This is a genomic window from Kitasatospora sp. NPDC043950 (assembly GCF_056435345.1).
In genome coordinates this window covers 1-5,276 of record NZ_JBWKER010000120.1, presented here as the reverse complement: position 1 = coordinate 5,276, position 5,276 = coordinate 1, and the positions used below count along the sequence as shown (strand labels likewise).

5 protein-coding genes and 1 pseudogene are annotated in these 5,276 nt (G+C 71.7%); 3 read left to right on the top strand and 3 right to left on the bottom strand.

All coding sequences use genetic code 11. The features are described from left to right. From AC07BF_RS37550 to AC07BF_RS37540, 3 genes and pseudogenes are all read right to left on the bottom strand, one after another. Positions 1–533 (bottom strand): annotated as a pseudogene (locus AC07BF_RS37550) (electron transfer flavoprotein subunit alpha/FixB family protein); the annotation flags it as partial. Positions 534–578: 45 nt separating this feature from the next. Beyond that, positions 579–1,364, bottom strand: coding sequence for an electron transfer flavoprotein subunit beta/FixA family protein (locus tag AC07BF_RS37545; protein ID WP_363588756.1), 786 nt, complete (start codon positions 1,362–1,364; stop codon positions 579–581). Between the two features lie 265 nt (positions 1,365–1,629). Continuing rightward, positions 1,630–2,031 carry a thioredoxin family protein gene (locus AC07BF_RS37540; RefSeq protein ID WP_478318428.1) on the bottom strand — a complete coding sequence of 134 codons (402 nt, stop codon included), beginning with the start codon at positions 2,029–2,031 and terminating at the stop codon, positions 1,630–1,632. Between the two features lie 214 nt (positions 2,032–2,245). Here AC07BF_RS37540 and AC07BF_RS37535 point away from each other — a divergent pair, with 214 nt between their 5' ends. From AC07BF_RS37535 to AC07BF_RS37525, 3 genes are all read left to right on the top strand, one after another. Beyond that, positions 2,246–2,671: a DUF4395 domain-containing protein gene (locus AC07BF_RS37535; RefSeq protein ID WP_478318430.1), complete on the top strand. Its 426-nt coding sequence runs from the start codon at positions 2,246–2,248 to the stop codon at positions 2,669–2,671. 266 nt (positions 2,672–2,937) lie between these two features. Then, positions 2,938–3,708, top strand: a complete 771-nt coding sequence (locus AC07BF_RS37530; protein ID WP_350887852.1) for a lysophospholipid acyltransferase family protein — start codon at positions 2,938–2,940, stop codon at positions 3,706–3,708. A 205-nt stretch (positions 3,709–3,913) separates the two neighbouring features. Beyond that, complete coding sequence (locus AC07BF_RS37525; protein ID WP_478334591.1) at positions 3,914–5,173, top strand: TolB family protein; 1,260 nt, start codon at positions 3,914–3,916, stop codon at positions 5,171–5,173. Positions 5,174–5,276 lie beyond the last annotated feature (103 nt).

Below are 5,276 nucleotides of genomic sequence, written 5' to 3'. Positions count from 1 at the left end.
CCGGTGAACTCCACCGCCACGTTCTCCACCGCGCCCGCGCCCGCAACGGCCTCGGGGGCCACCGCGTTCGGCTTGACGGTGATGACCGGCACGCCCTTCGTCACCTTCGACTTCACCTGGAAGGACGCGGCGAACACCGACTGGGTGGCGACCGGGCCACCCTCACCGGCCTCCAGGTCGATGGCGTCGGTGATGATGCCGGAGCCCAGCCGCAGTGCGACGCGGGCGGCGATCTCCTTGCCCTCGCCGGAGGAGGTGACCAGGACGGCGGCGGCGTCGTTGGCCTTGGCGATCTGGGTGAGGGCGTCCACCTTCGGGACGACCAGCTGGTCGGTGAACTCCGCGCCGTCGGCGACATACACCTTGGCCGCGCCGTACTCGGCGGCCTTGGCCGCGAGGTCGGCGGCGGCAGCACCGGCGCCCAGCACGACCGCGGACGGCTCGCCGATCCGGCGGGCCAGGGTCAGCAGTTCGAGGGCCGGCTTGCGGACCGCACCGTCGGCGTGGTCCACCAGAACCAGGATCTCAGCCATGATTCGTTGCTCCTGATCGATCGTTGGATGCGCGAACGGGGGGGACTAGATGAACTTCTGGTCGGCGAGGAAGCCGGCGAGCTGCCTGCCGCCCTCGCCCTCGTCCTTGACGACCGTGCCCGCGGTCCGCGCCGGACGCGCCGCCACCGACTCCACCGCCGTCCACGCACCCGCCAGACCGACCTCGTCCGCCCCGATGCCCAGATCGTCCAGGTCCAGCGACTGGACCGGCTTCTTCTTCGCCGCCATGATCCCCTTGAACGACGGGTACCGGGCCTCACCCGACTGGTCCGTCACCGACACCACCGCCGGCAGCGCCGCCTCCACCAGCTCCGTCGCCGCGTCACCGTCACGACGGCCCCGCACCACACCGCCCTCGACCGACACCTCCGACAGCAGCGTCACCTGCGCCACACCGAGGCGCTCCGCCAGCAGCGCCGGCAGCACACCCATCGAACCGTCCGTCGACGCCATCCCACCGATCACCAGGTCGAACCCGGTCTTCTCCAACGCCTTCGCCAGCACCGCCGACGTCCCGATCACATCCGAACCGTGGATGTCCTCGTCGTTCACGTGCACGGCCTTGTCCGCACCCATCGACAGCGCCTTGCGCAGCGCGTCCTTCGCGTCGTCCGGCCCGACCGTCAGCACCGTCACCTCGGCGCCCTCGTTCGCCGCCGCGATCCGCAGCGCCTGCTCCACGCCGTACTCGTCGAGCTCCGACAGGAGGCCGTCCACACCCTCCCGGTCGGTGGTGTGGTCGTCCGCGAACCGACGGTCACCCGTCGCGTCCGGCACGTACTTCACACAGACAACGATCCTCAAGCTCACGGCCTGTCTCCTGTACTGGTCTCGTCCGGCGGCTGCGGCTGTGCAAGCGGGGCGCGAACACGGTGCGCGCCCGCTCCGGGCAGCGGGTTCCCGTGCCGGTCCGGAACTTCCTGGCAGCATACTCGGCAGTAGTCCAGTGGTCACTACTGGCCAGTAGCTTAGGTCGGGCGGCTGCACTTCCGTCTGCGCCCATCCTGCCCCAGGGCAGCCCCGACACCACCTGATCGGACTACATATCCGCCGCAGGATCGCCGGGGCCCCCGGCTCACACCGCCTGGCCGAGCGCCGCGATCACATCCGCCTTGCGCGGCAGTCCGGCCGCCCGGCGCATCACCCGGCCGCCCCCGTCCAGCACCAGGACGGTCGGCGTCCGCAGGATCTCCAGCCGGCGAGCCAGCTCCAGCCGCTCCTCGGCGTCCACCTCGACGTGCGCCACCCCGTCGACCATGCCGGCCACCTCCGCGAGCACCCGGCGGGTGGCCCGGCACGGCTGACAGAACGCCGTCGAGAACTGAACCAGCGTCGCCCGCTCGCCGAGCGCCCCGCCCAGCTCCGCCTCCGACAGCCGTACCGCCCCGCCGTTGGTGCGCACCCTCAGCCTCCCGTCGTGCCGTGCCCGTAGCAGCCCGAAGGTGGTCGCCGGCGCCGACACGACGACGCACACCACCAACCGGCCGTCCCCAGTCTGCGGCAGCGGCCCCGGGCCTCGAAAGGGAGGTCGACCACCGGGCCGGGCCCGCGTACGATCGCCGGGTGGAATCCGACCGCACCGCACCGCCGTTGCTGACCTCCCGCCGCGTCGTCGACCTGGGCCGGGCCACCACCACCCGCTGTCGCTGACGCGCCCCGCCGCCGCCCGTCGCGACCCTCCCGGAGCCCTCGTGCAGATCGATCCCCGCGGTCCCCGCTTCGCCGCCGCGCTCACCTCGGTCGTGCTGGCCGCCGCCCTCATCACCGGCAGTGACGTGCTGCTGGCCGTCCAGGCCCTCGTCTTCGCACTCGGCGCGTTCGGCGGCCTGCGGCTCTCCCCCTACGGCTGGCTCTACCAGACCTTCCTCCTCCCCCGACTGGCCCCGCCCTCCGAGACCGAGGACGAGCGGCCACCCCGCTTCGCGCAGGGAGTCGGCCTGGTGTTCGCCACCGTCGGCGCCCTCGGCTTCCTCACCGGGGTGGCCTGGCTCGGCCTACTGGCCACGGCCTTCGCCCTGGCGGCGGCCTTCCTCAACGCCGCGTTCGGCTACTGCCTCGGCCGTGAGGTCTACCCCTTCGTCCGCCGCGCCCAGGGGCGCCTCGGCGCCGGAGCCTAGCCACCCCTTGGGCCCCCTGGGCCTCCGGGACGGACCGGGCCTCCAGGTCGCCGGGGAGGGAAAAGTTCCCACCCGAACTCATCACGGAGATCACACCGCGAATATCCGCTTGACCGCACGGCTCAGGTGACAGCAGGCACTCGTTCGGGGGATCATCTCCGTGAATCACCCGTGACCGCCGCGGCGTGCCGCGCTCCGGTCGGCCCCGCTCAGCGACGCGGGTACCCGCCGTACCGGGCTCCGGCCCGTGGAAGTCAGGACTGACCGTGGCAGAGTTCGTGTACCCGCCGGTGATCGGCGCCGCACTCACCGCCTTCCGTGCGCTCGACGTGCGGATCAAGATCGTAGGCGCCGAGAACATCCCCGCCAGGGGCGGAGCCGTACTGGTCAGCAATCACATCAGCTACCTGGACTTCCTCTTCGCCGGCCTCGGCGCCTACCGCGGCGGCAAGCGCAAGACCCGCTTCATGGCCAAGGACGACGTCTTCAAGCACCGGGTCTCCGGCCCGCTGATGCGCGGCATGAAGCACATCCCGGTCGACCGCACCGACGGGCAGCCCGCGTACGAGGCCGCCGTGCGCGCCCTCAAGGCCGGCGAGGTCGTCGGGGTGTTCCCCGAAGCGACCATCAGCCGCTCGTTCATGCTGAAGAAGTTCAAGACCGGCGCCGCCCGGATGGCCGCCGACTCCGGCACCCCGCTGCTGCCCGTCATCCTCTGGGGCACCCAGCAGCTCTGGACCAAGGGCCGTCCGAAGACCCTGACCAAGCGCCACGTCCCCGTCACCATCATGATCGGCGAACCGATTCACCTCGGCCCGAACGACAAGCCCGTCATGGTCACCAGGCGGCTGCGCGCGGCCATGAGCGAGATGCTCGACCAGGCCCAGCGCGAGTACCCCGGCAAGCCCTCCGGCCCGGACGACACCTGGTGGCTGCCCACCCACCTCGACGGCACCGCGCCCACCCTGGAGGTCGCCGAGGCCGAGGACGAGGCGGAGGCCCTCGCCAAGGCCGAGCGCCGCGCCGCCCGGGGCTGACCAGCCCCGCCCCGGTTCCACCCCGCGCCGCCCTCCCGAGACCTTCTACTCCGTGTGACCGACCGAACGCCAGGCGTCGCGTGTCGCCCGGTCGCCGACGCTCCCCGTCTGACACAGTGACAGCCCCTTTGAGGGGCCTTCGTCCTGCATCGGAGACGGAGCGAACGCCGGAGAGGTCGGAAAGGTCGGAGCGGATATGACACGGATGACCCGCACACGGCAGTCCCCCAGGTCCACACCCGAGGCCCGCACCCGCGCCAGCGCCGGTGCGGGCCTTCTGCTGCTGAGCGCCCTGCTGACCGGGTGCGGCGCCGAACCCGGTGAGATCCCCCTGTCCGAGATCCAGGCGGACGCCCCCTCCACCGCAGCCGAGTCGACGACCGCCGCCGCGAGCCCCGGCGTGGTCGGCGCCGCCGCCGGAACGCCTGCGGCCACCGCACACAACGGTCTGATCGTCGGCGGGGTCTTCCTCAACACCGCCCGCACCACCAGCGCCATCGTCACCCTCGCACCCGACGGCACCGGTTGGCACCAGGTCACCCAGCCGCCCGACCGCACCCGCGACGACCGCCCCGACTGGTCCCCGGACGGCAGCACGATCACCTTCGACCGGACCGACCCACGAAGCGGCGCCGCCCGCCTCTGGACGGTCTCCACCAACGGCGACGGCGCCCACCAGATCGACCAGCTCTGCGAGACCGGCACCGCCGACTGCACCAACGAGGACGAACGCGCCCCCGCCTACTCACCCGACGGCAAGCAACTCGCCTTCAGCCGCTCCTGGGGCGCCCTCGACCCGGCCGACAGAAACCAGATCCAGTACTCGGACCTCTACCTGATGAGCCCCGACGGCACCGACGTCCAGCGGCTCACCTTCCTCACCAACGACAAGCCGTACTCCGGGCAGGTCAGCAACCCCAGTTGGTCCCCCGACGGCAAGCAGCTCACCTTCGAGTACCGCACCGGTGCCACCGGTCAGCCCGCCAACAGCCGCGCCATCTACGTCGTCGCCGCGGACGGCACCGGGTTGCGGCAGCTCACCCCCTGGGAACTGCGCGCCGGCGACCGCGCCAACTGGTCCCCCGACGGCACCCAGATCCTCTTCACCACCTACCCGGCCGGCCGCACCGACGCCCCCGGCGGCGGCATCTACACCGTCCACCCCGACGGCACCGCCATCGGCGCGCTGACCCCCGCCCCATCCAACGTCTTCTACGGCACCGCGTCCTACGCGCCCGACGGCAAGTCCATCGTGTTCGCCGAGGCCCCCGCCGACTCCGAGGCCGACCTCTACACCATGCGGCCGGACGGGACGGGCATCGCCCGGCTCACCAACGACAGGGACGCCTGGCTGACCCGGCCGGCGTGGGGAACGGCGGCGGTACCACCTCAACCCGATGGCCGGGCATCAGCCCAGGCACAATCGCGGCCGTGGGAAGAGGACGAGGAACTCCAGGACGAGTGAATCACAACGCAGAGAACCCCCATCCGGTTTCCCGGATGGGGGTTCTCTGTGAATGATTGTTCGGCGGCGTCCTACTCTCCCACAGGGTCCCCCCTGCAGTACC